Origin of the sequence: Actinomadura spongiicola (assembly GCF_003432485.1) — a bacterium.
In the GTDB taxonomy this organism is placed as follows: Bacteria; Actinomycetota; Actinomycetes; order Streptosporangiales; family Streptosporangiaceae; genus Spirillospora; species Spirillospora spongiicola.
The window spans coordinates 146,948-173,862 of record NZ_QVNQ01000012.1 but is presented as its reverse complement, the minus strand read 5'-3'; the positions used below and the strand labels follow the sequence as shown (position 1 = coordinate 173,862).

Below are 26,915 nucleotides of genomic sequence, written 5' to 3'. Positions count from 1 at the left end.
CGGCGGCCACTCCCGGTCAGGCGGCGCATTCGCGGCAGACCGGCTGACCGTTCTTCTCCGTGGCCAGCTGGCTGCGGTGATGCACCAGGAAGCACCGCGTGCAGGTGAACTCGTCGGCCTGCCGCGGAACCACCCGGAAGGTGAGCTCCTCGTTCGACAGGTCGGCGCCCGGAAGCTCGGCGACCTCACCGGCGTCCAGGTCCTCGTCGATGATGCTGGCCGCCTTGTCCGCGCGGCGGGCCTGCAACTCCTGGAGGCTGTCCTCGCTGAGATCGTCGTCTGTCTTGCGTGGGCTGTCGTAGTCGGTCGCCATCTTCTGTCTCCATCCCCCTCAGTGCTTTATGCGCCCCGTCGCGCGGAACTAACGCTCGGGGGGCCGTTCTTGTGCCCGATCCGGGCGGGAAATTCTGTCACGATTGGTGACCCGCGACACACGAGGCGCGACCGTCCCCACGAGTGACACCTATCACCCGCATCTCTTCCTCGTACTGTGTCTTCCGTCACACATTTCGACGGATGTCACCGTGCTGCTCCCTGCACGGTGGACGCCCCGCCGTGGATCCCGCGGCGGTCGGGGATCATATCGGTCCGGGCGGAGTTGCGCGCGCCGACCTGCCCGGCGCGCCGGGCGGGTCACCCGACCTGGTCGACCGTCGAACCAGACTCTTCGGTGAAACGTCTGAACTAACGCGATATCGTGCCCGCCTGAGGTTGGGGGCGGGTCCCCTGCGGGGTCTGCCCGGCGATCGCCGGCATAGCGGCCCCCCATCGGGCCCGGCGCACATCATCGCGGGACATCACTGCGGGTCACTGGAGGTCAGATGCCGGATGCCGCTCCGCTGGAGCCGGGCGATCCTAGGGCACTCGGGCAGTACGAGGTCGTCGGGCGGCTCGGCGCCGGTGGCCAGGGCGCCGTGTTCCTCGGCAGGGCGCCGGGGGGCGAGTACGTCGCCGTCAAGCTGCTGCACGCCCAGATGGCGAACGATCCCGCCGCGCGTGCCCGGTTCAGCCGGGAGGTCGCCGCGGCGCAGAAGGTCGAGCCGTTCTGCACGGCTCGCGTGCTGGAGGCCGACGTCCAGGGCGACCAGCCGTACGTCGTCAGCGAGTTCATCGACGGTCCGTCGCTGCACGACGTGGTCGCGCACGACGGGCCGCGCAGCCCCCAGGAGTTGGAACGGCTCGCGATCGGCACGGTGACGGCGCTCGCCGCCATCCACGAGGCCGGGATCGTCCACCGCGACTTCAAGCCGAACAACGTCATGCTCGCGTCCGACGGCCCCCGCGTCGTCGACTTCGGCATCGCCCGGACGGTCAACTCGCAGGAGAGCGCGGTGACCGCCACCGGCATGGTGGTCGGCACGCCGGGCTACCTGGCGCCCGAGCAGCTGACCGGCGCGCCGCTGACCCCGGCCGTGGACATCTTCGCCTGGGCCGCGACGATGGTGTTCGCCGCGACCGGGCAGTCGCCGTTCGAGGCGGACACGCTGCCGGTCATCATCAACCGGATCCTCAACGAGGAGCCGGACCTGTCCGCGCTGCCCCCGGGCCCGCTGCGCGACCTCATCGGACGCTGCCTCTCCAAGGACGCGGGCCTGCGCCCTCCGGCCGCGCAACTCCTGCTGCACCTGCTGGGCCATGTCGGCGCCGCGCCCGCCGGTCAGGGAGCCGGGCAGGAGGAGCTGCTGAACCAGGGCACCCGGATCGCGGCGCAGCTCCCGCCGCCGCCTCCGGTGCCGCCGGCGCCCCGCCCTCAGCCGCCGCAACAGCACATCACCCCGCCGCCGATGCCGATGCACCAGGGCGGGATGCCGGGGCCGAACACCCCGCCGCCCCAGCCGATCACGCCGCCGCCGATGCCGATGTACCAGGGCGGGGCGATGCCGCCCCCGCCGCAGCCGCAGCGGGGCATGCCGATGGGGCAGCCGATGGGGCAGCCGATGCCGCCGGGACCGCCGGGGCTCGGCTACACGCCGCCCAGGCGGTCCGGCGGCGCCGGGCCGGCCCTCGCGATCGGCTGCGGCGTCCTCGTGCTCATCGTGGTGATCGTGATCGTGGCGATCGTCGTCGCCGCCTCCGGCGACGACGACCCCGACCCGTACGTGCCGCCGAACACCTACTCGCCGCCCGTGATACCGTCGCCGACCCTCAGCGGCACACGTGAGGGGCTCATCGGGGTGTTCCGGGGCAACGGCACGCAGCCGGGCGCCGCTTCGGGCAACACCAGTTTCCAGGTCCGGTTCACGCTCGCCTACTCGGTGGGGCTCGGGACGTACACGTACCCGGCCAACTCGGGTGTCGAATGCCGTACCCGGCTCTCGCACCTGTCCGGTGACGCGAACAGCTCGGAGATCGAGTACCAGGAGACGCCGCTCACGGGCATGGATCCGAAGGAGTGCGCCCCCGGCTACATCAAGTTCAAGCCGTCCCCGTCGGGCGACATCCTGCGCTGGGAGTGGCGGGAGAACCGGTCCGCCGCGACGGCGAGCGCCTTCGGGACCGTGAGCAAGTGACGATGGAGATCACCCCCCTTCGCGGGGGTGATCCGTCGCGTCTCGGCTCCTACCGGCTGACCGGACTCCTCGGGGCGGGCGGTCAGGGCACCGTCTATCTCGGCGAGGACGACGAGGGGCGCCGGGTCGCCGTGAAGTTGCTGCACGCGCGGTTCAGCGGCGACCCGAAGGCCAGGGCGCGGTTCGCGGCCGAGGTGGCGGTGGCCCAGCGCGTCTCGGCGTTCTGCACGGCCCGCGTCCTGGCCTCCGACGTCGAGGGCGACAGCCCGTACATCGTCAGCGAGTACATCGACGGCCCGCCGCTGTCGCGGGTGCTGGCGGACGAGGGCCCGCGGCGCGGCACCGACCTGGACCGGCTGGCGATCGGGACGATGACGGCGCTCGCCGCCATCCACCAGGCGGGCGTCGTGCACCGCGACTTCAAACCCGCCAACGTGTTGCTCGCCCCGGACGGCCCGCGCGTGATCGACTTCGGGATCGCGCGGGCGCTGGACGCGACGGGCACGCTGTCGAGCACGGCCGTCGGCACCCCCGCCTACATGGCGCCCGAGCAGATCTCCGGGGCGCCGGTCGGGCCGGAGGCCGACGTGTTCGCGTGGGGCACCACGATGGTGTACGCGGCCACGGCGCGGCCCGCGTTCGGGCAGGACTCCATCCCCGCGGTCATGCACCGGATCCTCACCATGCCGCCGGACCTCGGGGTCCTGGAAGAACCACTGCGCCAGGTCGTGGCGGACTGCCTCAGCAAGGACCCGGCGCTGCGTCCAACGGCCCCCAACGTCCTGGCGCACCTGCTGGACCTGGCGGGGAGCCTGCCGAAGCCGGGCGCCGCGCCGGAGGCGACCGGCGGTGAGGACTCGGTGATCCTCACCCGGGGCGCCGTGACGGCGGCCACCGAGTCGGCGCGGCTGCGGACCGTCCAGCCGCCACCCGCCGCGCCGCCGTCGCCGGCGTGGGCGCCCCCGTCTCCGGTCCCGCCTCAGAACACGCGGGGGCACACCGCGTGGCCTCCCCCGGCACCGCCTCCGCCGTCCCCTCCGCACCTGGGGACGGGCCCCACCCACCCGGTGAAGGGCAGGAGGCGCGGGATCGGCGTGCTGGCGAGCGTCGGCGGCGCCGCGCTCGTCGCCCTGGTCGTGGCGGGCACCGTGATCGCCGTCCAGCTCACCGGGGGCGAGGACCCCGAACCGGCACCGGACGGACGGACCGGCGGCACGTTCCGGATGACGGCGCTCTCGGCCGGCACGATCAACGACGTGATCGACCCGTCGCACGTCATCTCCGGCACCGGGCGTTTCCTGACCAAGCAGCTGTTCACCGGTCTGACCGAAGTCGGCGCGGACGGCGTCACACGCAACCGGCTCGCGACCCGGATCACGCCGGGCCCGGACTGTCGGCAGTGGAAGATCGGCATCAGGGGCGGGACGACGTTCAGCAACGGCGAGCCCGTCGACGCGGGGGCGTTCGTCCGCGGATGGGCGCGCAGCGCCGGGGTCACCAGCGAAGGCGGCGGCTCCTACCTGATGAACGACATCGAGGGCTTCGCCGCGGTCGCGGACGGCAAGGCCGAGACGCTGTCCGGGGTCGTGGGGGTCTCCGACACGGAACTGAGCGTCGCGCTCACCTCACCCAACTGCGACTTTCCCACTCGGCTGTCCGAACCCGCGTTCATGCCCGCCCCCAAGGCGGCGGGACGGCACGACAACACGACCTTCAACCGGCACCCGGTCGGCAACGGTCCGTTCAAGCTGGAGGAGTACCAGCCGAGCGTGCGCGCCTCCCTGACCCGCAACGACGCCTGGGCGTTCGGCAAGACCAGACTGGACGGCGTCGAGATCTCCATGGTCGCCACCGCGGACCTCGGACGCGCCCGCTACACCGCGGGTCAGGTCGACTGGGCGCCCATCGCGATCGAGTCCCTCGGCATGACCGGCGGGCCCGATCTGAAGTCGCGGAGCACGTCGTTCACGCGGCTGCTGGTCCCGATCACCGCGCGGGGGCCGATGAAGTCCAAGGAGGCGCGGGAGGCGGTGTCCCACCTCATCGACCGGAAGAAGCTCAGCGAACTGTTCGGCGGCGTCTACAAGCCCGCCCACGGCATCGTCCCGGCGGCGATCCCCGGCTTCGGCGAGCCCGGCGCCTGCCCCTCGTGCGCGGCGGCGAACCCGGCGAAGGCCCTGGAGCTCGCGCGGCGGGCGGGCCTCAAGCCGGGGACCACGATCCGGCTCTACTACCGGGAGAGGCCCGAGTACCGGCGGTTCGTGGAGGCCGTGCGGGCCATGCTCGAGTCGCCGACGCTCGGTTGGAAGGTCGAGACGAGAGGCGTCCCCCTCAGCGACTACGCGCGGTTCCGGAAGGAGATCGTCGCGGCCGACGCGTCCGGTCTCGTGTTGTTCCCCTGGGGCCCCGACTACCCCGGCGCCTACACGATGCTGTGGCCGCTGCTGGGCGGCACACTGGTGGCGACCGACAAGAACATGTACTCCAACCTGGCCGGTTGGAAGAACGTCCGCTTCGACGACCTGATCTCCACCGCGCTCAGGACGCACTCCGCCGGGACCCGGACGAGCCTGTTCCAGCAGGCCGAGAAGACGGCGCTGGACGACCTCGCCCTCATCCCCCTGCTCTACAACGGAACGGCCGCCACCGTGCGAAGCGACAGGTACGTCGGCCTGGAGATGGACTACGACGGCGACCCGACCGTGGCGACGGCCGCGCTCAAGTAACGCCCCCGGCGGGGCTCAGCCGGGTGGGCTCAGCCGGGTGGGAGGCGGACGGTGACGATCAGCCCGCCGCCGGGGCGCGGCGCCGCGTACACGGCGCCACGGTGCGCCAGCACCACCGACCGGACGATGGACAGGCCGAGCCCGGCGCCCTTGGACGACTCGACCCGGTCGGCGTTCAGCCGCCGGAACGGCTCGAACAGCCGCTCCACCTCGTAGGCGGGGACGACCGGACCGGTGTTCTCCACCTGCACGGTCGCGTACCCCTCCAGCATGCCGGTGCGGATCCACAGCTCGCCGCCGTCCTCGACGTTGTGCTTGACGGCGTTGTCGACAAGGTTGGACACCAGGTGCTCCAGCAGCACCGGGTCGCCGAGCGCCTTCCCCGGCGTCAGCTCCGGATGGACGGTCACGTCGCTGTCGTCGCCGCCCCGTCCGGGCCGCTCCAGCACGGTCGTGGCGACCTCGGCCAGGTCGACGGGCGTGCGGGTCACCAGCTCCCGTTCGCTGCGGGCGAGGAGCAGCAACCCCTCGATGAGCCGCTCGTGGCGGGCGTTGGTCGCCAGCAGCGTCCGGCCGACGGCGCGCAGGTCGTCGGAGACGTCGGGGTCGCCGAGCGCGACCTCCAGCAGCGTCCGGTTGATGGCGAGCGGGGTGCGCAGTTCGTGGGAGGCGTTCGCGACGAAACGGCGCTGCGAGTCGAACGCCTGCCCGAGCCGTTCCAGCATCGCGTCGAACGTGTCGGCCAGTTCCTTGATCTCGTCGTCGGGGCCCTCCAGCGCGATCCGCTCGTGCAGGGTGCTCTCCGACAGGCGGCGCGCCGTGGTCGTGACCCGCTGCAGCGGGCCGAGCGCCCGGTCGGCGACGAACCAGCCGAGCACCAGCGTGATGATGCCGACCCCGCCGAGCGCGAGCAGCGACCGTCCGACGAGCCGCCGCATCGTCTGCTCGACGAACTGGCGCTGGAACGCGGCGGCCTGCTCGTCGGTGATGTTGAAGCCGATCACCTTGACGCCGCCGAGGATGTCGGCCATCAGCAGCGACATCACGAACACCAGCAGCGCGCCCGCCAGGAAGAACAGCAGCCCGTACAGGAGGGTGAGGCGGAGCCGGACGCTCATCCTGGGCAGCGCCTTCATGTCGCCGCCGTGCCACATCCCCTTGACGGCGGGCGGCGGCTGCGGGACCTGCTGCGGGCCGGGGCGCCGCCACGCGCGGTGCTCGCCGGTCCCCGGACGACGCGGTTCGTCGGGGCCGTGCTGCGGCGTGGGTTCGGTGGTCACAGCCGGTATCCCACCCCGGGCACGGTCTCGATCACCGGGGGGTCGCCGAGCTTCTTGCGCAGCGTCATCATCGTGACGCGGACGACGTTGGTGAACGGGTCGATGTGCTCGTCCCAGGCCTTCTCCAGGAGGTGCTCGGAGCTGACGACGGCGCCGTCCGCGCTGAGCAGCACCTCCAGGACGGCGAACTCCTTGCGGGTCAGCTCGATGGGACGGCCGTCGCGGGCGACCTCGCGGCGGGCCGGGTCGAGGGTGATCCCGGCGCGTTCCAGCACGGGCGGCAGCGGCGCGGCGGCGCGGCGGCCGAGGGCGCGCACCCGGGCGATCAGCTCGGCGAACGCGAAGGGCTTGGCCAGGTAGTCGTCGGCGCCGATGGACAGGCCCTCGACCCGGTCGTCCAGTTCCCCCGCCGCCGTCAACATGATGATCCGCGCCGGGTAGCGCTGCGCGACGAGCTGCTTGCAGACGTCGTCGCCGTGGACCTTCGGCAGGTCACGGTCCAGCACGATCACGTCGTAGTCGTTGACGCCCGCCCGCTCCAGCGCGCCCGCGCCGTCGTAGGCGACGTCCACGGCCAACGTCTCCCTGCGCAGACCGGTCGCGATCGCGTCGGCGAGCACGCGCTCGTCCTCGACGACTAGAACACGCACGGGGTCCCCCTCCATGTCCGGGGCGGCCGCCGCCCCGGGGATTCCAGATATGCCACGGGAGCCGTAAGGCGCCCGTAAACGCCTGTTCAGATGATCGTCGTCCGCGCGGTGCCGCTCTCGCCGCAAATCCCGGCGAAAATTGCAGGGCGGACAGGTTTACCTTCAGCCTAGGCCTGGGTAAGCCTGGGCACGATCCGGGAGGAGGCCTATGGGCGAGTTGTCACGCATGATCCAGCAGCGACTCGATGACGCGTACACGTCGCTGCGGAACGCCCACGCAGAGGGAGACACCTACCTGGCGGACATTCGTCAGGAGGAGATCAACGATCTGCGCCGGATCGCAGCGAACAACGATATCGGCGTCGAGCCACCCCGCTGCGACTGAACGACGCGCACGACCTGTACGGGGCCCGGGACCGGCCACGGTCCCGGGCCCCGTGTTCGTTTCCCCGCGCCCGGCGCACACCGGGTGCCGTGTGTCAGTCGTCGCCGAGCGGGTCCAGCGGGGCGAGGAGGTCGTGCAGGGCCTCGAAGGTGCCCGGTCCCCCGGCGATGGTGAGTTCGGGGTTGGGCGCCGCGCCGTGCAGGCCTTCGATCCGCCCGCCCGCCTCCCGAACGATCAGACCGCCCGCGGCGATGTCCCACGCCTGGACGCCGCGCTCGTAGTAGGCGTCGATCCGTCCCGCGGCGAGGGCGCACAGGTCGACGCAGCAGGAGCCGCCCCGGCGGATGTCGCGGACGCGTGGCAGCACGCCGGTGAGGACCCGCGCCTGCCGGGCACGCCGTCCCGCCGCGTACCCGAACCCCGTGGCCACCAGCGCCTCACCGAGCGGCACCTGGGAGTTCACGCGAAGCTCCCGCGCGCCGGACGCGGTGTGCCGGAGGGCGCCGCCGCCGCGCACGGCGGTGTAGGTCTCGCCGCGCAGCGGTATCTCCACGACCCCGGCGACGACCGTGCCGTCCACCTCGGCGGCGATGCTGACCGCCCAGTCGGGCAGGTCGTAGAGGTAGTTGACGGTCCCGTCGATCGGGTCGATCACCCAGCGGACGCCGCTGCCGCCCGCGTGGTCGCCGCCCTCCTCACCGAGGAACGCGTCGTCCGGGCGGACGGCCCGGATCCGCTCGATGACGAGTTGTTCGGCGGCGCGGTCCATCAGGGTGACGACGTCGGTCGGGGACGACTTGGTCTGCACGACGTCCGGTCCGTCCGGGGGGCGCTTGTCGACCAGCATCCGGCCGGCCTCCCGCGCGGTCGCGGCGGCCAGTTCCAGCAGTTCGTCCGCGTGGCTCATGTCGCGTCGGCGAGCAGGTGGCGGGGCAGCGCGGCGAAGCGGGGGTCGTTGCCCGGGGTGGCGGCCCGCGCGAACGCGACGCCGAGTTCGGCGGCCCGCTCGGCGGCCTCGACGTCGAGGTCGAACTTGACCTCCATGTGGTCGGAGACGAAGCCGATCGGGACGACCGCGACGGCGCGGACGCCTTCGCCGCTCAGTTTCTCCAGATGGTCGGTGATCTGGGGTTCCAGCCATGGTTGGGTCGGCGGGCCGCTTCGGCTCTGGTAGACGAGGTCCCACGGTTTCCCGGGGGCCGCCTTCGACGCGACCGTCCGCGCGGCCGTCTCCAGTTCCGCGACGTACAGTTCCCGGTTGGGCTGGTCGAGCGGCACGCTGTGCGCGGTGAAGACCAACCGTGCGTCTTCGGGCAGCCGGTTCAGCGCGTCTTGGGCGGCGTCCGCGAACGGTTCGAGGAAGCCGGGCCGGTCGCAGTAGACGGGCAGCTTGTCGATGACGGGCGCGTCCGGTACTTCCTCGCGTGCGCGCTCGATGTCTTCGAGGTACTGGTCGTTGGTGGAGTACCCGCTGTAGGCGGACGTGACGAATGCGGCTGCTCGCCGGATGCCGTCCGCCCTCATCTGCCGGACGGTGTCGGCAAGGTAGGGGGTCCAGTTCCGGTTTCCCCAGTAGACGGGAAGCTCCACAGCGTGGGCGGCGAAATCGGCCTCGATGGCGGCCTTGAGGTCACGACACTGCTGGTTGATCGGGCTGACCCCGCCGAACAGGTAGTAGTGCTCCCCCACCTCTTCCAATCGTTCGCGGGGGATGTTGCGGCCGCGTGTCACGTTCTCCAGGAACGGCAGCACGTCCTCGGGCCCCTCAGGCCCGCCGAACGACAGCAGTAGCAGCGCGTCGTACGGCGCGCTCGTGTGCGCGGGCGAAGTCATACCTCCATCAAATCAGCTGTCTCCCAGCGCTCACGCCGCACCTTTGCCATCAGCCGCAAAACGTGAGCTTTCCTCGCGAATAGCGGGCGAGTAGAGTCGCCGCATGTCCCCCGTGCCCCACCCGACCTGGAAGAACTGGGCGGGAAACCAGCGGGCCGCCCCGCGCCGCGTCGTGACCCCGGGTACCACGGACGAGGTGGCCGCGGCGGTCCGGGCGGCCGCCGACGACGGACTCACGGTCCGTATGACGGGCACGGGTCACTCCTTCACCGGCGCGGCCGTCGCGGAGGGCGTCCTGCTGCGGCCCGCCGGGCTCACGGCCGTCCGATCGGTCGACACCGCGTCCCGGCTCGTCACCGTCGAGGCGGGTCTCACGCTGCGCGAACTCAACCGCGTCCTGGACGACCACGGACTCGCGCTGGCCAACATGGGCGACATCCAGGAGCAGACGGTCGCCGGGGCCCTCCAGACCGCCACGCACGGCACCGGCCGCGATACCTCCGGGCTCGCCTCACAGGTCACCGAGCTGGAACTGGTCCTCGCCGACGGCTCCATCGTGACGTGCTCGCGTGACGAGCGCCCCGACCTGTTCGACGCGGCACGCTCCGGCCTCGGCGCGCTCGGCGTCGTCACCGCCGTCACCTGGCGGACCGTTCCATCTTTCCTCCTGCACGCGCGGGAAGAACCGATGAGGTGGAACGAGGTGCTCGCACGCCTGGACGAGTTCGACGCCGACAACGAACACTTCGAGTTCTACTGGTTCCCGCACACCGAGGGGTGCCTGACCAAACGCAACAACCGCGTCGAAGGCCCCGCGGAGCCACTGTCGAAGCTCAAGCACTGGTTGGACGACCGCTTCCTGTCCAACACCGTCTTCGGGGCCGTGAACCGGCTGACGCATTCGGTGCCCGCCGCCACGCCGTTCGTGAACGGCATTTCAGCCAGGGCGTTCGGTGCCCGCGCCTACAGCGACACCTCGTACAAGGTCTTCACCAGCCCGAGGACGGTCCGCTTCAAGGAGCAGGAGTACGCGATCCCGCGCGAGCGGCTCGTCCCCGCGCTGCGCGAACTCCGTTCCCTGTTCGCACGACGGGACTGGCGGATCAGCTTCCCCATCGAGGTCCGGGTGCTCCCCCAAGAGGACGCCTGGCTGTCGATGGCCCACGGACGGCACAGCGCCTTCATCGCCGTGCACGTCTACCACCGCGACGCGCACGAGGACTACTTCCGTGGCGTCGAGGACCTCATGACCTCACTGGACGGCCGCCCGCACTGGGGCAAACTCCACACGCGCGACGCGGCGTACCTGGAGAAGGCGTACCCGAGGTTCCGGGACTTCCAGGCGGTCCGGGACGAACTCGACCCGGACCGCCGCTTCGCCAACCCGTACACGCGACGCGTGTTCGGCGACTGACCCGCTAGCCGATCGGAGCGGAGCGGCCCTGCGGGTCGGGGGCCCCGGGCTCCTGGCCACCGCCGCCCTGCGGACCCTCGGTGGGCGCCGGGGTGTCCGGCTGCGTCGGCTGCGGGGTCGTGGGCGCGGACGTGGGCTCCTCGGTGGGCTGCTCGGTCGGCCGCGTCGTCGGCTCACCGTCCGGCGTGCTCGGCCGCGTGGGCGGCACCTCACCGGTCGGCGTGCCGCTCGGGGTGGCGCCGGGCTCGGTCGGACCGTCGCTCGGGGACGGCGACGGCGCGTCCTCCGTCTGCCCGCCTCCACCACCGAGGACGTTGCTCACGGTCAGTCCCTTGTCGCTCTTGCCGATGGTCTGCCCGGTGGTCGCCTCGTAGATCGTGATGCCGCCGAGCACGATGCCGAACACCACCGCCGACGACACCACCAGCATCACCCAGCGCGCCTTCGCCCATTCGACGGTGCTCCGCCACGCCGACCGGCGGACGACCTGGCGCACCGCGTCCTCGCCCGCCTCCTCGGCGAGCGACGCGGCGATCGCGTCGACCGGGTCCATGCGGGTGGCGCCCGGGTCGGCGCCGTACGTGCCGTCGAGCCGCGTCGCGTTCGGGTCACCGCCGCCGAACGCCGGCTCGAACCGCGTCGCGCTCGGGTCGCCAGACCACGCGATGGTGCGGGTCGGGTCGGCGCTGGTCGCCTCGTCCGCCGCGCCCTCCGCCGTCGCCCGCCGCCGCGCGGCCGTCTGCAGGTGCGTCAGTTCCTTGATCTGCTCGCGGCCCTGGTCGAGGTAGTGCTTGCCGACCGCCGAACCCGCCGTCGAGATCACGCTCATCAGCGCCGCGCCGATGATCGTTCCGTAAACGCCCAGATAGGACGCGCCGAAGGCGGCGATCGCCGTCGCCGCCGCGCTGGCGACCAGCTGCGTCGTGCTGACTTCCGGCAGCTTACGCGGCATCTCGGTCACTCACCCCTGTCCATCGCCATTGATCGCCATCGAATCCCCGGAAGACCAACTAACCGGGACATTGAGGTTGTTCCTATCGAGAACGTGACGCTCACAACGTCGGGGGACGCTCGGGGCCGGACGTCCGTCGGGCACGGTGTGGAAAAAGATGGACAAGAATCCGGCCGGGCGCCCCCGGGCCGGTCGCGTCCCCGGCAAGCTTGGTCAGGTGCCCTCTTCGGCCTCGTGAAGAGGGCTTCGAGAGCGGCGATGTTCGGACATGCCGGGTACGGTGCTGGCAGCAGGTGTGTCCGAAAGAGAGACTCGGGAACCGGGGGAAGGGCACGCATGCGCCCTCGGTGGGCATCGGACGGCCGGCCGGTTGAGAGCACGGCGGGCGGGTCCGGGGTCCTCCGTGCCATCATGACAGGGCAGGAAGGACACGCATGCAGGAGCTGCGCCTCGTCGCGGTCAGCGAGGACGGTACGTACCTCGTCCTGGCCACCGCGGGCCGAGGCACCCGGTTCACCCTGCCCGTCGACGACCGGCTCCGCGCCGCGGTCCGTGGGCACTTCTCCCGCCTCGGCCAGTTCGAGATCGAAGTGGAGAGTCCCTTGCGCCCCAAGGAGATCCAGGCCCGAATCCGTTCCGGGGAGACCGCGGAGGAGATCGCCGAGTCGGCGGGAATCCCGGTCGAACGCGTCCGCTGGTTCGAGGGCCCGGTCCTGCAGGAACGCGAGTACATGGCGCAGCAGGCGCAACGCGTCGCCGTCCGCCGCCCCGGCGAGTCCACCCCCGGGCCACCGCTCGGCGAGACCGTCGAGGAACGCCTCGGCCGCGGCGGCGTCGACCTCGAAGAGGTCGAGTGGGACTCCTGGAAGTGCGAGGACAACACCTGGCGCGTCCGGCTGTCCTTCTTCGACAACGGACGCCCGCACGCCGCCGAGTGGACCTTCGACCCGCGGCGGCGCCATGTCTCCCCGCTGGACGAGATCGCCGCCCGCCTCACCGCCGTCGAATGGGACGACGAGCCGCTCTCCGACACCGTCACCCCGCTCGTTCCGCGCCGTCCCGCCATGAAGGTCGTCTCCAGCGACCGCGACCTGCCGCCCCGTGAGCTGCCCCCTCGTGACCAGCCGCGCGACCTGGCCCCGCGCGGCCTGCCCACCGAGCCCGACCAGCCCGAACCGGTCGAACGGCTCGGACGACGCGAACAGCACGACCGGCCCGCCGTCCGCGAACCCCTCCGCGCCGCCGAGCCCCACGCCTCCGTCGTCGAGCACGGCCCCGGGAACGACCCCCGCGGCCCGTTCCGCCGGCCGGGCGATGCCGTGGCGCTGCGCGAGGCCGCCGCCCAGCCCCGCGAGGCGGGCGACCGGCCCGAACCCGCCGCCGGCCCGCCCGCACCGCTGCGTCCGACCGCCGCCCCCACCGCGACCGAACCGTCCGAGGAGCCGGCGCCCGCCGACGAGACCGAACTCACCGAGAAGACCGAGTCCACCGAAGAGACCCGGTCCGCCGAGGAGACCCGACCCGCCGAGACGCCCGAGCCCGCCGCGGAGGCTCCCGCGACCGTGGAGTCGCGCGAACCCGGCCGCCCGCCGGAGCAGGAGGACGAAGGCGACGCCGCCGAGAAGGACGCGGCCCTCGCCGGCGAGCCGGAGGCGGCGACCGACAGGCCCGAAGACACGACCGGCGACGAGACCGGCGACGTCGACGGCACCGCGACCGACGAAGCAGCTGACGAGGCGCCTGTCGAAGCGCCCGACGAGGCGCCTGTCGAGGCACCGGTCGAGGCATCGGACGAGAAGGCGTCCGGCGAGGCTCCCGCTCCCCCGCGCGAGACCGAGCCCGCCGCGCCGCCCGAGCCCCCCGAAGCCGAGGGCGACGAGGCCGCGTCCGACACGCCCCCGGCGCCGCAACGGGCCCCGCAGCGGCCGTCCCCACGCCCACCCGCGAAGAAGAAGCAGACCGGCCGTCCCGCCATGCCCGCCGCGGCCGCGCAGGACAAGCCCGCCGCCGGGGCGTCGCCCGCCGCGGCCGGTGGGGAACCGGCCGCGGCGCGACCGGCGCGGCGCCGCAAGTCCAAGGCCAAGCGCGCCTCCGTGCCGTCCTGGGACGAGATCATGTTCGGCGCCCGCCGTCCCGAGTAGCGCCGCCCGACGTCAGCGGCCGGGCTCGGGCGGAACCTCCAGGAACGGCGTCACCCAGGCGGGGGATATCGCGGCGGCGAGGGCCACCGCGTCCTCTTCCGCCATGTCCGTGGCGGCGTAGCCGCCGTCCCCCGCGCCGACCGCGGCGAACAGCGTCGCCAGGCCGAGCCTGCGCTGGAAGAGGGTCCGGCGGATGCGCCACCCGACGAGGGCGCCGTGCTCGACGACCACCTGGCGGCGGCGCAGCGAGCCCGAACGGACGCTGAGGCGCGCGCCGTCCGTGGCATGGCCGAGCTGCCGGTAGCGGTCGAGCCCGAGCGGGACGGCGAGGACCGCCAGGATTCCGCACAGGGACGCGACCCACGGCTGACCGGCGAGCAGGGCCAGGACGGCGACGCCCACGGGCGGGGCCACCGCGCGGATCAGGCGGCGTCCCCGGGCCGCCGGCGGATGCGCCACCAAGGGGCCGGGGACGTCGCCGACGACGCGGGCGGCGAGGGTCTCGGCGACCGCGCGGGGCGCCGCGGGCAGGAGCCGGCCCCGGTGGGCGGCGTCCCCGAGACCGGTGATCAGCGCGCCGAGGCGGGTCACGCCCGCCGCGCGCTCGAACGGGTTGTCGGCCAGTTCTACACCGCGCAGCCGGCGCCGTTCGAGGGATACGCTGCGGCGCGTGACGAGGCCGCGTTCCGCGACGACCGAGCCGTCCCTCTCGTGGACGGTGAAGTCCCAGTTGAACAGCGTGAAGACGATGACCGACATGACGGGCATGGCGATCAGCACGAGGATGGTCAGCGCCACGACCAGGGCGGTGGGCAGCCCCACCACGTCATGCCCGAGGTTCTCGACCCGTTCCCGCGTGATGAGCCCGAGGTCGTCGCCGAGGTTGTAGGCGGTGCCGAGGAGGCTGCCCGCCAACGCGAAGGGCGTGAGAAGGTACGCGCCGCTGAGCGGCGCGTACACGTACCAGCGGCGTCTCATCCGGGCGAGGACGCGGCGCGGAGGCGCGGGCGCGTCACGGGCCAGCAGGACGCCGCGGAGCCGGTCGGCCTCGTTCCGGGACACGGCGTTGAGAGAGCCTTCGCCGCCGTCCGCCCCGGCGTCGATGTGGACGACGGCGAGCCCGAGCAGCCGGTGTGGAAGGGACGCGGTGATGTCCACGCCCCGGATCCGGTCGCGCGGGATGCTCTTGACCGACCGTCCGATGAGCGCGCGCCGGAACTCGATCCGGTCGCCGTACAGGACGTAGGTGAACGTCGCCCAGCTCGCGACGTGGAACAGCAGACCGACCGCGAGCCCGGTGAGGGCGAAGTAGAACGCCGTGGACAGCCCGCCGACGAGAAGCCCCGTCGCGGCGGCGGCGACCAGGGCGATGAGTTCCCGGACGGCCCCGACGACGAACGTGAGCGGGTGCAGCCGTTGCTCGTCACCGGCGTCCGGCAGGGACGTCCCGTTCCCGTTCGGCGCGGGATGGTGGCCGGCGTCGGGGCGGCCGTTGGACGACGGTTCGACCGTCCGGTGCGGATGCGCGGCGGGTTCGCCCGCGGGCCCGTCGTCTCGGAGGTTCACGTCGCGTCGTCGCGGAGATCGTGCGCGCGGTGCGCGAGGTCCTCGGCAAGGCGGGTCGCCACGTCCACCGGGAGGCCGGAGACCTCGGACGACCCGACATGCGAGGCCGTGTTGACCTCGATCGTGGCGAGGCCCAGCATCCGTTCTATCCAGCCCTGCTCGGTGTCGACGGTCTGGATGCGGCCCACGGGCACCAGCAGCCATTCGCGGCTGAACCAGCCCGTACGGGTGTAGACGACGTCGGCGCTGACCTCCCAGCGGTGGACGCGGTACCGCCACACGGGCGCGACGGTCACCATGAGCAGCCCGGCGGCCCCGACGACGTACGGCAGCCAGCCGATCCGGCCGGCCAGCCAGCCGGGCATGCCGCTCCACCCGGAGTCGCCCACCCAGGCCGCCACGCCCACCGCGAGACCGAACGCGAGCCCCCACAGCAACAGGTACTCGATCGCCCAGTGCGCGATCGCGCGGCGCGACACCCGGTGTTCGGGCGGCCGCAAACGCGGCGGGTGCGACTCCCCGCCGTCCCTGTGGTGACCGCGCCGCACCGACGTCACACAGCGAAGTTTAGAACGCCGGAGGCGTCCTCCCGTTGTTTCCTCCGGGTGCGAACCACGGGACTCCGGGCACGAATGAGCGGATGCCACCGTTTTGTCAGTGGCGGATGCGAGGTTGTGGGACGCCCCTGGCGTCTCACGACGGCGCCTGACGCGGGCGGCGAGAAAATCAGGATGCGCATCACACCGGACACCACCTATTTTGGCTGGTCTTGCTCCTTTTGGGAGCGGAGGCGTCCGGCGAGATCACACACTCTCAGGAGATCACATGACGTTCGCGATCCAGGCCGAGGGCTTGGAGAAGCGGTTCGGTGAGACCCAGGCGCTGGCGGGCGTCTCGCTCACCGCCCAGGCCGGAACGGTTCTCGGCGTACTCGGCCCGAACGGCGCCGGCAAGACCACCATGACCCGGATCCTCGCCACGCTGATCGAACCGACGGGCGGCACCGCGCACGTCGGCGGGTACGACGTCGTCAGGGAAGCGCACAAGGTGCGGCAGCTCATCGGCCTCACCGGACAGTACGCCGGGGTGGACGAGATGCTCACCGGCACCGAGAACCTCATCCTGATCGGCCGCCTGCTCGGCCTGCCGCGCCGCGCCGCCAGGGCGCGGGCCGCCGAGCTGCTGGACCGCTTCCAGCTCAGCGACGCCGCCGAGCGCGCCGCCAAGACGTACTCCGGTGGGATGCGCCGCCGCCTCGACCTGGCGGCGAGCCTGGTCGGACGGCCCCAGATCCTGTTCCTGGACGAGCCGACCACCGGCCTCGACCCGCGCAGCCGCAACGGGCTGTGGGACATCGTCCGCGGGTTGACCGACGACGGCGTCACCGTGCTCCTGACCACCCAGTACCTGGAGGAGGCCGACCAGCTGGCCGATGACATCATCGTCATCGACCGCGGCCAGGTGATCGCGCACGGCACGTCCGACGTGCTGAAGGCGCAGGTCGGCGGTCAGGTGCTGGAGGTCCGGCCGATCGACCAGCCCGACCTGGACGCCGTGGCGAAGATCGTCGGCGACCTGGCCGGGGCCGTTCCGGAGGTCCGCGACGGTCTGATCAGCACCCCGATCACCGACCCGCAACTGATGCCCGCCGTCGTCCGGCGGCTCGACGAGGCCGGCATCACCGTCGGCGAGCTGTCGCTGCGCAAGTCGAGCCTGGACGAGGTGTTCTTCGCGCTCACCGGCCACCACACCGACGACATCGACGCCGAGGCCGACGAGCTGGCCCAGTCCACCAGGCAGAAGGCGACCGACAAGGAAGGAGCGTCCGCATGACCACCGCGACGTTCGCGCCGCAGGACCTCTCCAAGCGGGTCGCCCCAGCCACGGCCGCCCGCAACATCCTCACGCTGGCCTGGCGGAACCTCGTCCAGATCAAACACAACCCGATGGAGCTGCTGGACCTGTCCATCCAGCCCATCATGTTCGTGCTGCTGTTCTCGTACGTGTTCGGCCCCGCGATGGAGGGCAGCGTCGACGCCTACCTGCCGATCGTGATCCCCGGCATCATCGCGCAGAACGCCCTGTTCGCCGGGATGAGCACCGGGTTCGGTCTCAACACCGACATCACCAAGGGCGTCTTCGACCGGTTCCGGAGCCTGCCGATCGCGCGCAGCGCCCCCCTCCTCGGCCGGATCATCGCCGACACCGCCAAGCAGGCGTGGTCGATGCTGATCCTGTTGTCGGTCGGCTTCGCCATCGGGTTCCGGCTGGAGACGAACGTCCTCGCCCTGCTCACCGCGTTCGCCCTCCTGCTGACCTTCGCGATCCTGTTCTCGTGGACGTCGGTGTTGATCGCGATGAAGGTCAACGAGCCGGAGAAGGTGCAGATCTTCGGCTTTGTCGTGATCTTCCCGCTGAGCTTCCTGAGCACCGCGTTCATCAAGTCGACCGAGGGCATCCCGGGCCCGGTGGCCTGGGTGATGGACAACAGCCCGGTGACGCACCTGGTGGAGGCGATGCGGGGGCTGCTGGTCGGCGGTCCCGTCCTCGAACACGCCCTGATCGCCCTGGCGTGGGGCGTCGGCATCTGCCTGGTGTTCGCCCCCCTCTCCCTCCGCGCCTTCAAGAAGCGCGCGTAACCACGCGAGCAAGTCGTCCGAACAGTGAGCCCGGGTCCCTTGTCAGGGACCCGGGCTCACTGCCGTACCGAACCCACTCCAGCCCGTCACCGCCACCCCGCGACAACCTCAGGGTCTGCGATCGCGTCCGAAGGCAGGTTCAGCGGAGCGAGAACCTGATCGCGCAGCGAGCCGCAAGGCGAGCCGGAGCGATGCCAGCGATCGCACGCAGTTCACGACGATGGAGGGCCTCCAGGCCCGACGGAGGAGGGCGCCGCCATAGACACAGCTGCCAGTTCGAAGTCGGCGCGTGGCTGTTCGACGGTGGCGAGGGAGACGGTCTCGCGCTTGAGGAACAGCGCGAGCGTCCAGTCCGCCACGACGCGGATCTTGCGGTTGAACGTCGGGACCATCGCGCCGTGGTAGGTGCGGTGGAAGAACCACGCGGGCCAGCCCTTGAGCTTGAAGCCCAGCGGGTTCGCGACGCCCTTGTGCAGGCCGAGGCCGGCGACGGTGCCGAGGTTGCCGTGGACGTACGGCTTGAGGGTCTTGCCGCGCAGCGACCGGACGATGTTGTCGCCGAGCAGCTTGGCCTGCCGGACGGCGTGCTGCGCGTTCGGCGGGCAGAACTCTCCGTCCTGGGTCAGGTCGGGGATCGCGGCGTTGTCGCCCGCGGTGAACGCGCGCACGAGACCCTCGATCGTCAGGTACTCGGTGCCCTTGACGCGGCCCTTCTCGTCGACGGGGAGGTCGCCGTTCCGGACGACCGGGGACGGCTTCACACCCGCGTTCCACACCAGGGTCCCGGCCTCGAAGGCGCTGCCGTCCGACAGCTCGATCCGGCCGCCGACGGCGGACCGCAGGAGGGTGTTCATCTTCACGGCGATGCCGCGGCCGCGCAGCTGCTCGGCGGTCCACTTGCCCATGTCGGGGCCGACCTCGGGCAGGATGCGGTCGGTGGCCTCGACGAGCATGAAGCGCAGGTCCTGCGGGGTGACGTTGCGCATGTACCTGGTCGCGTCGCGCGTCATGTCCTCAAGCTCGGCGACCGCCTCGACGCCCGCGAACCCGCCGCCGACGAACACGAACGTCAGCGCCTTGCGGCGCAGTTCCTCGTCGTCGGTCGACTCGGCGATCTCCAGCTGTTCGAGGACGTGGTTGCGCAGGTGGATGGCCTCGCCGACCGTCTTCAGGCTGATGCCGTTCTCGGCCAGCCCGGGGATCGGCAGCAGCCGGGGCACCGCGCCCGCGGCCATGACCAGGTAGTCGTAGGAGATGCGTTCCGGGGCTCCCGCCAGTGGCTGGACGATCGCCCAGCGCTCCTCGTGGTTCAGCTCGGTCACCCGCGCCTTGCGCACGGTGCACTTCGGAAGGACCCGGCGGAGCGGAACGACGACGTGCCGCGGGGAGATGTTCCCGGCTGCGGCCTCGGGCAGGAACGGCTGGTACGTCATGTACGTGTTGGGGTCGACGACGGTGACCCGCACCTCGCCCCGCTTCAGCTCGCGCTTCAGCTTCTTCTGCAGGCGCAGCGCCGTGTACATGCCCACATAGCCGCCACCCACGATGAGGATGTGGGGAGCACCAGGGGTCTCCTGGGCGGTCCTGGCCATTGCGGTCTCCAATGTCATGGTCGGCTTGTGAAGACATTCACAAGCTACTCGATGGGGCGCCTCCGACACCAATCAGAACCCTGCGAAGAACAGGAAAATTTCCCGAACCGGCAAAGAATCGGGCGCGTGAGGCTGTGAAACTCGCCACTCCTTCCCAATTTTCCCGACATACATGACCAAAGCACGCATGACCAACGTCACAAGGTCCGCGCCGGGAGGGCCGTCACCCGACGGGACGAAAGGCGCGATCCACTCCCCGCGAAGCCCTATGGTTGGGGCGGACACGGAAGGGGGCGCCGGCGGCGGACGCGGCCACCGAGACGCGGAGCCGAGTTGACGGCGACGCGGCGGCGCGCGGCGTACGATCTCGCCCGGGAGCGAAATCGATGATGAGCAGAGACCGGCGTCCGATTCCGGCCGCGGCCGTGACCACGGTCGCGGCGCTCGCGCTCGCCGGCACCGTCGGCGGCTGCGGGCTGATCGGCGAGCCCCAGAACAAGAGCGCCGAGCTGTCCGAATGGTTCACGGTGACGAGCCCCGTGTTCCGCGATGGCCGCGACTTGCCCCCGAGATACGGCTGCACGACGTACCCTGGCGGGCAGGGCAAGACCCCGCCGTTGCGGTGGTCGGGCACGCCGGCCGGGACCAGATCGTTCGCGATCGTCATGGACGACCCGGACGCGTCCGGCGGCGCCCAGGTCCACTGGGTGATCGCGGGCATCGACGGAACCGTGAACGAAGTCGTCGAGGGAGCACGTCTGGACAGGACCGTCGAAGGACTGACCACAGACAAGAAGGCGGGATACGCGCCGCCGTGCCCGCCCAAGGGAGAGCGGCATCGGTACCGGTTCACCATCTACGCACTGGACGATCCGGCACCGTTCCAGAACGGCGCCGCACTGAAGGACTCGCTGCCCGCCATCGCCGAGCACACGATCGGACGGGGACGGATCACCGGGAACTTCGGCGGCAAGCAGGCGCGTTGACCGTGGAGTCTCAGCACAGGGTCAAGGCGGACCCCACCGGGGGGCCGGAGCCGACAGGGGCGTACCGACGGGCGGAATTGGACCGGTCGGCACGCGCCGTGTGAGGGTAAATGTGCGCGAAGGGTGTGACAACGGTCATAGCGGTCGGACAGAATCGGGCTAAGCCGGGGCGGCGGACTCCCGAGGACGACAGGCCGCCGGCGACAGCCGGAACGGGCCCGAGGTCCGCGCCGGAACTCCTCGCCGAGCCAAGGCATTGGGTGGTGGCATGACTTCATACATCGTGGTCTTCGGCCTCATCGTGGTCGTGGTCCTCGTGGTCGTCCTCGTGGCCCTGGGCCTGCGGGCCAGCAGAGCGGGACGCGACGACGACGACTGGATGGACGACGAGCCGCAGCCGCGCGGCCGCCGGGGAGCCCCACAGCACGAGGACATGGGCGGCCCGGAGGGCTACGGGTACAACGACGGCTACGACACCGGGTACGACTCCGGTTACGACCGTCAGGGCGCTCCCGAGCCGGCCCACGACCGCCGTGTCGCGGGCGGCCCGCTCGCCGCTCCCACCGCCCAGGCGGCGCAGGGGCCGCCGGGGCCTCAGGTACCGCAGGGACCGCAGGCCCCGCCCCCGCCGGCGCCGAGCGGCCAGGCGTCGGACGAGATGGCCGACGACGACTACTGGGCGACGATCACCTTCGACAAGCCCAAGTTCCCATGGCAGCACGACCACGACGGCGAGCGCGGCGACGTCGACCCCGCCGCCGACCCGCTGAACGCGCAGGCGCCGGTCGAGCAGGCCCCCGCCGACCAGCCGCTCCCGCACCAGCCGAACCTGACCCAGCCGGTCTCCATGGGCGCCGACGGCCCGACCTTCGGCGGCATGGGCGCGCCCGGCGGCCAGGGCGGCGGAACCGGTCCCCAGCAGATGGCCGCGCCCGGCGGCTTCCAGGGCGGTTCCCCGTTCGCGAACCAGGACCCCGGCTCCACCGCGCTCGACCCGATCCCCGCCGACCTCACCGGACCCGGCGGCCCCGGCCCGCAGGGCGGCCCGCAACCGCCCTACGGAAGCGGTCCCGGCGTCCCCGAACAGCCCATGTACGGCGGGCAGGAAACCTATGGCGGGCAGGAGCCGCAACCGGCGTTCGGCGCGGCCGACTTCGGCCAGAGCGACCAGTACGGCGGCGCCCCCGACCCGGTCTACGGCGACCCGTCCCCGCACGGGACGCACGAGCCGTCCTACGGGTCCGACCCGCTGGGCGGTCGTCCCGCCGCCGCCGCCGGTCCGCCCCCGGCGGGCCGCCAGGACGGCTACGACTTCGGCCTCGGCTCGTCCGGGTCGGGCGGCGGTCAGCCCGGCGGCGACCCGCGCGTGTCCGACCCGCGCGTGTCCGACCCGCGCGTGTCCGACCCGCTCGGCCTGCCCCTCGGCCGCACCGACGAGCCGTCCGCACCGCCCGCTCCCGCGGCGCCCGCTCCTCCGCCGCCCGCGGCCGCGGCGCAGGGCGGCGCCCCCGGCACCGACACCGACGGTCACAAGCTCCCGACCGTGGACGAGCTGCTCCAGCGCATCCAGAACGACCGGCAGCGGTCGTCCGGCTCGCCTTCCGACACGGGCGGCGGCTCCTACGGCGGTTCGCTGAACGACCCGCTCGGCGACCCCCTCGGCACCGGCTCGTTCGGCACCGGCTCGGGGACCGGCACCACCGGCCCGTGGTCCACATCCGGCCAGACCGGCGGCTACGACTCCGGCGCGCCCTCCGGCTACGAGTCGGGGCTCGGCGGCACGTCCGGTTACGGACAGGGTCAGCAGAGCGACGGCTACCCGACGGCTCCCGCGTACGGCGACTCGTCCCGCTACGACGACCCGCTGAACGGCACCGGCCGGGAACCGTACGCCACGTTCGACGGCGGTTCCGGTACGGGTACCGACGGGCAGGGCGTCTACGGCGACTTCAGCGGCAGCAGCTACAACGGCGGCGCGGACCCGCTCTCCCCACCGTCCGACCAGGGTGCCTCGGGCGGCGGCTACGGCGACCCGGGCGCCACCCAGTCGTACGGGCCCGGCGGGTACGGCGTCCCTCAACCGGGCGGCTACCAGCAGGGCCACCCGAACGACACCGGCCCGTACGGCTCCCGCCAGCCCGCCGACGACTGGGAGAACTACCGCCGCTGACACCTTCCAACGAGGGCCGCCGGACGTGTCCGGCGGCCCTCGACGTGTTCAGGGGTGAAGCGGCACGGGGCCGGATATATATGCGGAGTGACTCCACGACTACCGAGCGTTTCCACCCTTCGGCATGACCTCCCCGCCTCGTTGGTGGTCTTCCTCGTCGCCATCCCCCTGTCGCTGGGTATCGCGGTCGCCTCCGGCGCCCCGGTCGCCGCCGGGCTGATCGCCGCCGTGGTCGGCGGGATCGTCGCCGGCTGCATCGGCGGATCGGCGCTCCAGGTCAGCGGACCCGCCGCCGGGCTCACCGTGATCGTCGCCGGGCTCGTCCAGACCTACGGCTGGCGCGCCACCTGCACGATCACCCTGCTCGCCGGGCTGCTGCAACTCGCGCTCGGCGCCAGCCGGGTCGCCCGCACCGCGCTCGCCGTCTCCCCCGCCGTCGTCCACGGAATGCTCGCGGGCGTCGGCGTCGTCATCATCCTGGCGCAGGTGCACGTGGTGCTCGGCGGCAGCCCCCAGCAGTCGGCGATCGACAACCTCCGCGAACTGCCGGGGCAACTGCTCCACCCGCACACCCATCCGGCGCTGCTCGGGTCGCTGACGGTCCTGGTCCTGCTGGTCTGGTCGCGACTTCCGCGCGGGGGATGGCTCCGGCTCATCCCCGGCCCCCTGCCCGCCATCGCCCTCGCCACCGCGACCGCGTGGTCGCTCGGCTGGAACGCGCAGCGCGTCGAACTGCCGGACACCCTCCTCAGCGGATGGGACGCCCCCGTCCTGCCGCACGGCTCGCTGCCCGGCATCGTCGGCGCCGTCGTGTCCGTCGCGCTCGTCGCGGCCGTCGAATCGCTGCTGTGCAGCGTGGCCATCGACCGCCGGCGTCCCGCCGGCGTCCCCCGCGCCGACCTCGACCGGGAGCTGCTCGGGCAGGGCGCGAGCAACGCGCTGTCGGGGTTCCTCGGCGGCCTCCCGATCGCGGGTGTGATCGTCCGGAGCACGGCGAACATGGAGGCCGGGGCCCGTACCCGCGCGTCCACGGTCCTGCACGGGGTCTGGGTGCTCGTGCTGGCGCTCGCCTGCGGCCCGCTCATCGAACAGGTGCCGCTGCCCGCGCTCGCCGCGCTGCTGGTCGTCCTCGGACTCCGCCTCGTCGACACCGCCCGCGTGCGTGACCTTCGTCACCATCGGGAGGCGCCCGCCTACTTCGCCACCCTCGTCGGCGTGGTCTTCCTCGGGCTCGGCGAGGGCGTCCTGCTCGGCATCGGCATCATGGCGATCATGGCGCTGCGGCGGCTGACCCGGCTGTCGGTCCGCGCGGAGCATCTCGTCCCGGCACCGGAGGACGGGCCCGTGCCTACCCGCGTTCACGTGGTCGTCGAGGGCACCCTCACGTTCCTCGGCGTGCCGAAGGTGACGCGCCTCCTGCAGGACGTTCCGCCCGGCTCCCATGTCGACCTGGACCTGAACGTCGACTTCATGGATCACGCCGCGTTCGACGCCGTCCACCAGTGGAGGCTGGCCCACGAACGTCATGGCGGCAGGGTCGACATCGACGAGGTTCACGAGGCTTGGTATGAAAGGGCTGTGACAGGCGAAATGTCTCAGCCGCGCAAAACGCCACCGTCTGCCCGTTGGTGGGCTCCATGGGCGAATCGTCGGCGGCGTTCCGAGACCGAACTCGACGCGCCCGAGGTGTCCCCGGCCGCCGTGCTGCTGGCCGGCGTCCGCGAGTACCACGGCCGCACCGCCCGGCTCGTCCGGCCGATCATGGCCGAGCTGGCGATGGAGCAGAAACCCCAGCATCTGTTCATCACGTGCGTGGACTCCCGCATCGTCCCCAACATCATCACCGCCAGCGGCCCCGGCGACCTGTTCATCAACCGGAACGTGGGCGCCCTCGTCCCCCGGCACGGCTCCCGTACCCCCGACGACTCCGTCGCGGCCACCGTCGAGTACGCCACCAACGTCCTCGACATCCGGACGATCACCGTCTGCGGCCACTCCAACTGCGGCGCCATGGCCGCGCTCCTCGCCGGCGGCGCCGAGGTCGAGCACCTGCCCGGCCTGTCCCGCTGGCTCAAACACGGCAACCACAGCCTCGCCCGCTTCCTCGCCGAACAACCGTCCGGCACGGACGAGTCGCCTCTCACCCGCCTCTGCAAGATCAACGTCATGCAGCAGCTGGACAACCTCCTCACCTACCCGTGGCTCCGGGAACGGGTCGAGTCCGGCGAGATCGAACTCGTGGGCCTCTACCTCGACCTGCAGTCCGCCAACGTCGAGATCCTCGACCGCACCACGGGAACGTTCTCCCCCGTTCCCGCCGAGCCCGTCCCGGACGAACCCCCACACCCCCGCACCCTCACCTGAGTGCCCTACAGCCCCGGCTGAGGGCACCCAGCGTCGGCCGAGGGTGTGCGACACCTGGAACCGCTCTGCCGCCCATCACAGCGACCAACCCTCGAATGGGCTGGTAGGGGCGCCCACTGTGCGCTCAGACGGGCCGGACAAGCGCTCACGTGACGGCCGGCCCTTGTGAATCGGGAGCTGGAGCGAGCACTCCTCTAAATGGGCGGACGGGTATCGCGCCGCCGGTTTTCGCCGACCTCACCTGCCAGTGGACCGGGAAGCGATCGGCCCCAGCTGCCAAAGCCGCGGCCACCGGGGCCGGAGGGGCACCGAATCGTGACCGCCACGCCGCGGCGCGCCCCTGTGGCGCCGATCCTCACGGTCTCCGATGTCCCGGCGAGGGTCGGCCCCGGTGGCGCTCGCGTCGTCGACGGATCCTCGCTGGACGGTCATCGAGCCGTCAGACCCCGCGGCGCTCTCCCGCCAGCGGGGTGACCAGCTCTTCGTTGCGTGAATAGTCGCGGGCGTACATCCCCGTTATACGGCGCGCCCGCCGAGCGCGACGGTCGGTCGCCGGCAGGAACAGCGCGTCGCGCCGGCTGGCGCGCGAGAAGTCCCACAGGTAGACGGCACCGGCCAGAACCCCGGCGAGCACGAGGGCCACGAAAGCGATGACGAACATCAGTGCTCCTCTCCACGGGGACTCAGCACCGGCCCCGCTTCGTCACCGATCAAGGCGATCAGCTCTTGCCTTGACATTAAGCGCCCCGTTTCAACCTCTCTGTGTCGTGCGCCCCAATTGAGGTGAGCCCTCTGCCACTGGGGTTCGGCCAGGAACGGAGGGGTTCGATCGTCCGTCTAACCGGCGGCGACGGGAGGGCGAATGGAGTCGGCGAGCGTGCTCATCGGGCTGTGGGTGGCGGTCCTGTTACCCGACAGCCTGCCGCAGGTGCGGCGGTCGTTCCTGTTCCGGGTGGTGTTCGCCGGGCTCTACAGCGTCTGGGTTCTGGCGCCGTCGCTCGCCTGGTGGAAGGTCGTCGCGCTCACGCTTCTCGCCATGTTCTGGTGCTGCGCGCTGCGGGTGTGGGAGAAGATCGTTGACGGGAACTCCCAGAACGCCGCTCCGGATCGGCTGTTCGGAATCCGCATCTATCTCGTCCGAATGGTGACGCGCACCAGGCGCGAACTGGGTTTCGCGGTCTCCTGGATGAGGAGGCAGGGCAGTTCCCCGCATCGACGCTCGGTGGCGAGCGCCCTGATTCTGGCCGCGCTGACCCTTTTGCTGCTCGAAATTTCGATCGACTTCGAACTCACGCCGGGAAGCGTCCTCTCCAAGATTAACAACCGAAGTCTCATCATCGTGCTCTCGGGCTTCCTGGCCGCGACCTTCGTCAGTCATGAAATAGTCGCGCGAATATATGCCCGCTTCGACACCGGCGCTCCGCGCACCCGCTCCGAAATATTAGCTTTCAGCGAGACCTACGCATATATCGGCTGGTTCGAGCGGGCCCTGGTCTTCGCCTTCGTCGCCGGCGGCCAGGCGGCGGCCGCGGCGCTGGTCATCGCCGCGAAGTCGCTGGCCAGGCATCCCGAGATCGAGAAGGAAAGGAAATTTGGTGAGAGATTCATCATAGGAACTTTCCTCAGTGTTCTCTTCGGTGTACTCTGGGCGGTCATAGTACGGGTCGCACTCGACCTGAAACCCATGTAGAGGGCACTTTGAACGAT

21 protein-coding genes are annotated in these 26,915 nt (G+C 71.5%); 11 read left to right on the top strand and 10 right to left on the bottom strand.

Annotation, left to right across the window (positions count from 1 at the left end; translation table 11 throughout):
• Positions 1 to 16: 16 nt before the first annotated feature.
• Positions 17 to 313 (bottom strand): DUF4193 domain-containing protein, encoded by a 297-nt coding sequence (locus tag D0T12_RS30990; RefSeq protein ID WP_117404125.1) that lies wholly within the window; start codon positions 311 to 313, stop codon positions 17 to 19.
• Positions 314 to 821: 508 nt separating this feature from the next.
• Between D0T12_RS30990 and D0T12_RS30985 the strand changes: the two genes are divergently transcribed.
• Both D0T12_RS30985 and D0T12_RS30980 read left to right on the top strand, forming a co-directional pair.
• A complete protein-coding gene (locus D0T12_RS30985; RefSeq protein WP_117404124.1) occupies positions 822 to 2,510 on the top strand; it encodes a serine/threonine-protein kinase in 1,689 nt (562 codons plus the stop codon).
• Positions 2,511 to 2,512: 2 nt separating this feature from the next.
• The gene (locus tag D0T12_RS30980; RefSeq protein WP_233526401.1) at positions 2,513 to 5,236 is read left to right on the top strand and encodes an ABC transporter substrate-binding protein; all 2,724 of its coding nucleotides are present in this window, start codon (positions 2,513 to 2,515) and stop codon (positions 5,234 to 5,236) included.
• 29 nt (positions 5,237 to 5,265) lie between these two features.
• Here D0T12_RS30980 and D0T12_RS30975 read toward each other — a convergent pair whose 3' ends face one another.
• Both D0T12_RS30975 and D0T12_RS30970 read right to left on the bottom strand, forming a co-directional pair.
• On the bottom strand, positions 5,266 to 6,516 hold the full coding sequence (locus D0T12_RS30975; protein ID WP_233526393.1) for a sensor histidine kinase: 1,251 nt from the start codon (positions 6,514 to 6,516) through the stop codon (positions 5,266 to 5,268).
• Complete coding sequence (locus D0T12_RS30970; protein ID WP_117404189.1) at positions 6,513 to 7,166, bottom strand: response regulator transcription factor; 654 nt, start codon at positions 7,164 to 7,166, stop codon at positions 6,513 to 6,515. The genes D0T12_RS30975 and D0T12_RS30970 overlap by 4 nt, the downstream gene beginning before the upstream one ends.
• A 208-nt stretch (positions 7,167 to 7,374) precedes the next feature.
• On the opposite strand from D0T12_RS30970, the gene D0T12_RS36070 reads away from it, so the two are divergent.
• Positions 7,375 to 7,551, top strand: coding sequence for a hypothetical protein (locus D0T12_RS36070; RefSeq protein WP_199487803.1), 177 nt, complete (start codon positions 7,375 to 7,377; stop codon positions 7,549 to 7,551).
• Between the two features lie 94 nt (positions 7,552 to 7,645).
• Here D0T12_RS36070 and D0T12_RS30965 read toward each other — a convergent pair whose 3' ends face one another.
• Both D0T12_RS30965 and D0T12_RS30960 read right to left on the bottom strand, forming a co-directional pair.
• On the bottom strand, positions 7,646 to 8,458 hold the full coding sequence (locus D0T12_RS30965; protein WP_117404122.1) for an inositol monophosphatase family protein: 813 nt from the start codon (positions 8,456 to 8,458) through the stop codon (positions 7,646 to 7,648).
• Positions 8,455 to 9,384 carry a ferrochelatase gene (locus D0T12_RS30960; protein ID WP_117404121.1) on the bottom strand — a complete coding sequence of 310 codons (930 nt, stop codon included), beginning with the start codon at positions 9,382 to 9,384 and terminating at the stop codon, positions 8,455 to 8,457. Before D0T12_RS30960 ends, D0T12_RS30965 begins: the two co-directional genes overlap by 4 nt.
• Positions 9,385 to 9,487: 103 nt before the next feature.
• Between D0T12_RS30960 and D0T12_RS30955 the strand changes: the two genes are divergently transcribed.
• Entirely contained in the window at positions 9,488 to 10,798 is a 1,311-nt protein-coding gene (locus D0T12_RS30955; protein ID WP_117404120.1) for a D-arabinono-1,4-lactone oxidase, read from the top strand.
• A gap of 4 nt (positions 10,799 to 10,802) precedes the next feature.
• Here the strand turns inward: D0T12_RS30955 and D0T12_RS30950 are convergent, their stop codons facing one another.
• Positions 10,803 to 11,759: a hypothetical protein gene (locus D0T12_RS30950; protein WP_117404119.1), complete on the bottom strand. Its 957-nt coding sequence runs from the start codon at positions 11,757 to 11,759 to the stop codon at positions 10,803 to 10,805.
• A 425-nt stretch (positions 11,760 to 12,184) separates the two neighbouring features.
• On the opposite strand from D0T12_RS30950, the gene sepH reads away from it, so the two are divergent.
• Complete coding sequence (sepH, locus tag D0T12_RS30945) at positions 12,185 to 13,891, top strand: septation protein SepH (protein WP_233526392.1); 1,707 nt, start codon at positions 12,185 to 12,187, stop codon at positions 13,889 to 13,891.
• Between the two features lie 12 nt (positions 13,892 to 13,903).
• Here sepH and D0T12_RS30940 read toward each other — a convergent pair whose 3' ends face one another.
• Both D0T12_RS30940 and D0T12_RS30935 read right to left on the bottom strand, forming a co-directional pair.
• Positions 13,904 to 15,457 (bottom strand): PH domain-containing protein, encoded by a 1,554-nt coding sequence (locus tag D0T12_RS30940; RefSeq protein WP_233526391.1) that lies wholly within the window; start codon positions 15,455 to 15,457, stop codon positions 13,904 to 13,906.
• Positions 15,454 to 16,014 carry a PH domain-containing protein gene (locus D0T12_RS30935; protein ID WP_117404117.1) on the bottom strand — a complete coding sequence of 187 codons (561 nt, stop codon included), beginning with the start codon at positions 16,012 to 16,014 and terminating at the stop codon, positions 15,454 to 15,456. The genes D0T12_RS30940 and D0T12_RS30935 overlap by 4 nt, the downstream gene beginning before the upstream one ends.
• A 268-nt stretch (positions 16,015 to 16,282) precedes the next feature.
• Here D0T12_RS30935 and D0T12_RS30930 point away from each other — a divergent pair, with 268 nt between their 5' ends.
• Positions 16,283 to 17,290: an ATP-binding cassette domain-containing protein gene (locus D0T12_RS30930; RefSeq protein WP_117404115.1), complete on the top strand. Its 1,008-nt coding sequence runs from the start codon at positions 16,283 to 16,285 to the stop codon at positions 17,288 to 17,290.
• The gene (locus tag D0T12_RS30925; RefSeq protein WP_117404113.1) at positions 17,287 to 18,096 is read left to right on the top strand and encodes an ABC transporter permease; all 810 of its coding nucleotides are present in this window, start codon (positions 17,287 to 17,289) and stop codon (positions 18,094 to 18,096) included. The genes D0T12_RS30930 and D0T12_RS30925 overlap by 4 nt, the downstream gene beginning before the upstream one ends.
• 212 nt (positions 18,097 to 18,308) lie before the next feature.
• Here D0T12_RS30925 and D0T12_RS30920 read toward each other — a convergent pair whose 3' ends face one another.
• Positions 18,309 to 19,688 (bottom strand): NAD(P)/FAD-dependent oxidoreductase, encoded by a 1,380-nt coding sequence (locus tag D0T12_RS30920; RefSeq protein ID WP_117404111.1) that lies wholly within the window; start codon positions 19,686 to 19,688, stop codon positions 18,309 to 18,311.
• 386 nt (positions 19,689 to 20,074) lie between these two features.
• On the opposite strand from D0T12_RS30920, the gene D0T12_RS30915 reads away from it, so the two are divergent.
• The 3 genes from D0T12_RS30915 to D0T12_RS30905 all read left to right on the top strand — a co-directional run bounded on the left by D0T12_RS30915 (position 20,075) and on the right by D0T12_RS30905 (position 25,208).
• Complete coding sequence (locus D0T12_RS30915) at positions 20,075 to 20,674, top strand: YbhB/YbcL family Raf kinase inhibitor-like protein (protein ID WP_233526390.1); 600 nt, start codon at positions 20,075 to 20,077, stop codon at positions 20,672 to 20,674.
• Between the two features lie 268 nt (positions 20,675 to 20,942).
• Positions 20,943 to 22,844 (top strand): hypothetical protein, encoded by a 1,902-nt coding sequence (locus tag D0T12_RS30910; protein ID WP_147339692.1) that lies wholly within the window; start codon positions 20,943 to 20,945, stop codon positions 22,842 to 22,844.
• 87 nt (positions 22,845 to 22,931) lie between these two features.
• A complete protein-coding gene (locus D0T12_RS30905) occupies positions 22,932 to 25,208 on the top strand; it encodes a SulP family inorganic anion transporter (RefSeq protein WP_117404107.1) in 2,277 nt (758 codons plus the stop codon).
• 439 nt (positions 25,209 to 25,647) lie between these two features.
• Here D0T12_RS30905 and D0T12_RS30900 read toward each other — a convergent pair whose 3' ends face one another.
• On the bottom strand, positions 25,648 to 25,869 hold the full coding sequence (locus D0T12_RS30900) for a hypothetical protein (RefSeq protein ID WP_117404105.1): 222 nt from the start codon (positions 25,867 to 25,869) through the stop codon (positions 25,648 to 25,650).
• 216 nt (positions 25,870 to 26,085) lie between these two features.
• Between D0T12_RS30900 and D0T12_RS30895 the strand changes: the two genes are divergently transcribed.
• The gene (locus D0T12_RS30895; RefSeq protein WP_147339691.1) at positions 26,086 to 26,898 is read left to right on the top strand and encodes a hypothetical protein; all 813 of its coding nucleotides are present in this window, start codon (positions 26,086 to 26,088) and stop codon (positions 26,896 to 26,898) included.
• Positions 26,899 to 26,915: the final 17 nt, after the last annotated feature.